We start from the raw sequence: 2,996 nt of genomic DNA, 5'->3' as shown, positions 1-2,996 counted from the left end.
CCCGAGCGCGTGCTCGGCCACCGCGGCGGCCTCGGTCATCCCATCCGCTTCGGCGAGCGCGGCTTCGGCGAGCGCCCGCGCCTTGGCCGGCGCGGTGAAGGCGAGGTCCGCGGCGGCGACGGCCTTGGCGAGCGCGTCGCTCATCGCGGCTTGTGCCGGCCCCGGCCGGTGTGTATCAGATGGAGGGGCCCGCGGATCGAGTTGCCGACCCGTTCACCCGTGATCGAGGGGGACACATGACGCGATACCGCCATCGAGCAGGCGAGCTGCTGGTCCATGCGGACGATTGTGCCGCGCTCCGGCCCGCACTGGCAGGGTTCGGTTATCACCCGGCCGGGGTGTCCGGTTCGGTGCACCGGTTCACCGGGACGCGGCCGGTGCCGGAAGTGCTGGCCGCGCTGGGAAGCCGCGGCGCGAGCCCGAACCACCTGTTCGGCCCGGACCGGATCATCTGGGGCGACCCGGGCATGCGGCCGAAGCCGACCCACGGCGAACTGACCCCGCTGTCCCGGTCCGACGAGGACCCCACAGTCGGCGTGATCGACACCGGCATCCTGCTGGACCGGGGCTGCCCGCACCCGTACCTCGCCAACCGGGTGGTGTTCGACCAGGAGGACGTCGTCCGCTTGGAACGCGGCGAGGACGGAAACCCGGTCGGCTCGGCCGCGCACGGGACGTTCGTCGCCGGGGTGCTGCTGAAGCAGGTGCCGGCCGAGGTTGGGGTCCGTGTCCGGATGAAGGGCGTGCTCGACAGGGCGGACGGCGCCGCCGAAGACCTGGCGGTCGCCACCGCCATCGACGAACTGCGCGAGGAAGGCATCACGCTGATCAACCTGTCCTTCTCCGGCGCGACGTGGGAGGACGAGCCGCCGAAGGCCATCGAGGCGGCCCTGCGTCGGCTGCCCCCGGAAACGGTCGTGGTCGCCTCCGCCGGGAACCGGTCCAGCCGGCGCCGGGTCTACCCCGCCGCCATCAAGTTCGAAGCGGCCAGGCCCCGCGAAGTCGATCAGAACCACGCCTGGGTGATCGCGGTCGGCGCGGCCGACTCGACGCAGGACTCGGCCACACCGCGAGTGGCGGACTTCAGCAACTACGGTCCCTGGGTCTCGGCCTACGCCGAGGGCGTCGACGTGCTCGGTCCGTACTTCCGGCTCGGCTACCCGACGGAGCCCGCCGGGTTCAACGGGTACGCGGTCTGGAGCGGGACCTCCTTCTCCGCCGCGATCGTCACCGGGAAGATCGCGGCGGGGCTGGCCAAGGCCGGCTCGGCGCGGGCCGCGGCCGAGGCGGTGCTGCGGCCGTTGGGCGTCGCAAAGCCGCCCACAGTCTGCGTGCAGGACGTGAACGGCCCGGACCACGTGTCGTATGTGGCCGGAGTGCGGGAGCCGGGCGTCTAGAGACTGGCCCAGCCGGTGGTGACCGTCGTGCCGTCCGCGGCGGTCACCTGCACGCGGGTCGCTCCGCGCGGGAGTCCCGCCGCCGTGAACCAGCCCTCCGCGCCGATCGGGCGGACGTGCCGCTCGCCGGCGACCTCGATCACCGCGTCGCCCGTCGCGCCGGTGATCAGGCCGCGCAGGGAGACGCGGCCGTCCGCGTACTCCACCTGCAGCTCCACCGAGACCCGCGCCGACTCGAACGACAGCAGCCGGACGTCCTCGCCGTCCGCGCGCACGGCGCCGGCTTCCGCGAGGTCCGAATCGAAGGCCAGCTCCGCCAGTTCGGCGTCGAGGTCGTGGGTGGACAGGGCCGCCTTGGCCTGGCTCAGCACCAGCTCCGGCACCGGGTCGGCCTCGGCCGCCGCCGCGCGCAGGACGTCCATGAGCTCGTCGTCGGTCATGCCCGGTCCTCCGTTCCCAGCCCCGCCAGGCCCGCTCGCTCGCGCAGGCGGCCCAGGCAGCGCTGCCGCGTCGGGCCGATGCTGCCGATGGGCATGTCGAGGGCGGCCGACACCGCCGCGTACGACGGCGGAGGCGTGGCCATCAGCGCGCGCAGCAGCCGGCGGCAATGTTCCGGCAGCGCGGACAGCGCGCGCCAGAGCGTGGCGTCGCGTTCGTTCAGCAGCAGGGCCGCGTCGACCGCCTCGCCCGGCGCCGGTTCGTTCTGCCAGACGTGGTCGTCGGCCGGGCGTTCCCGTTCGCCGCGGCGGAGCTGGCGCAGACACTCGTGCCGGGTGGTCGTGCCGAGCCAGCCGGGCAGCCGCTCGGGATCCTTGATCCGGCCGAGGTTCTCGACCAGCTTCAGCCACACCGTCTGGACGACGTCGGCCGCGTCGGCTTCGGAAAGCCGGTGGGCGCGCGCGATCGACCAGAGCAGGCTCGCGTACCGCTCGACGAGCGCGTCCCAGGCCGCCTGGTCGCCTCGCGCGGCCGCTGAGAGCAGGGTCGTGGTGTCCACTTCGCCTCCCCTTGACCCGTTGAGCCTAGCCAAGAGCGGCCCTTCGGAGCGGTACGCCATCGGGGGACTCCTTCGCGTCTTCCCCCCGTTCCTCCGATCCGGTGGGAGCGCGGGAAATACCTGAACCCGGGCGGGACGGGCGCCGTGTGCGCGGTGGGAGCGGTGGAGACGGATCGGGGTGAGCCGATCGTGCGGGTGGTGGTGTTCGTGGTGCTCGTGTGGGGAACGGTGGCGTGCGGGCAGCCGGTGACCGGCCGGGCGGGGTTCAGACCTTCTCGGACACCCGCTGGGTGGCCGGCGACGGCTGAGCCCGGCGCTGCGCGGCCACGACCGCCGCGAGCACGACCGCCGCGCCCAGCAGCTGCCACGGGGTCAGGCGCTGGCCGAGGACGAGCCAGCCGAGCAGGGTCGCGACGACCGGGCTCAGCAGGCCGAGGAACGTCACGTGCGTGGCCGGCATCGCGCGGATCCCGCGGAACCACAGGGCGTACGCGAACGCGGCGCCGATCAGCGACAGGTAGGCGTAGCCCGCGATGTTCGCGCCGGACAGCGACGACGGCGGCGCGCCTTCGACGGCCAGCGCGACCGGCACGAGCACCAGC

Annotated in this window: 4 protein-coding genes; 1 reads left to right on the top strand and 3 read right to left on the bottom strand. The window is 73.7% G+C overall.

Translation table 11 applies throughout. The features are described from left to right. Positions 1 to 236: 236 nt before the first annotated feature. A complete protein-coding gene (locus G3I65_RS36780; RefSeq protein WP_160700180.1) occupies positions 237 to 1,397 on the top strand; it encodes a S8/S53 family peptidase in 1,161 nt (386 codons plus the stop codon). Here the strand turns inward: G3I65_RS36780 and G3I65_RS36775 are convergent. The 3 genes from G3I65_RS36775 to G3I65_RS36765 all read right to left on the bottom strand — a co-directional run. Beyond that, positions 1,394 to 1,837, bottom strand: a complete 444-nt coding sequence (locus G3I65_RS36775; RefSeq protein ID WP_160700179.1) for a hypothetical protein — start codon at positions 1,835 to 1,837, stop codon at positions 1,394 to 1,396. The two genes, G3I65_RS36780 and G3I65_RS36775, sit on opposite strands and share 4 nt — an antisense overlap. After that, on the bottom strand, positions 1,834 to 2,394 hold the full coding sequence (locus G3I65_RS36770; protein ID WP_160700178.1) for an RNA polymerase sigma factor: 561 nt from the start codon (positions 2,392 to 2,394) through the stop codon (positions 1,834 to 1,836). Before G3I65_RS36770 ends, G3I65_RS36775 begins: the two co-directional genes overlap by 4 nt. Positions 2,395 to 2,659: 265 nt before the next feature. Continuing rightward, on the bottom strand, positions 2,660 to 2,996 hold a 337-nt coding region (locus G3I65_RS36765), incomplete at its 5' end, for an EamA family transporter (RefSeq protein ID WP_160700177.1).

Source organism: Amycolatopsis sp. SID8362, assembly GCF_010550475.1.
Lineage (GTDB): Bacteria > Actinomycetota > Actinomycetes > Mycobacteriales > Pseudonocardiaceae > Amycolatopsis > Amycolatopsis eburnea.
Note: the sequence above shows the minus strand (reverse complement) of the source record. Positions and strands in the feature narration are given on the sequence as shown.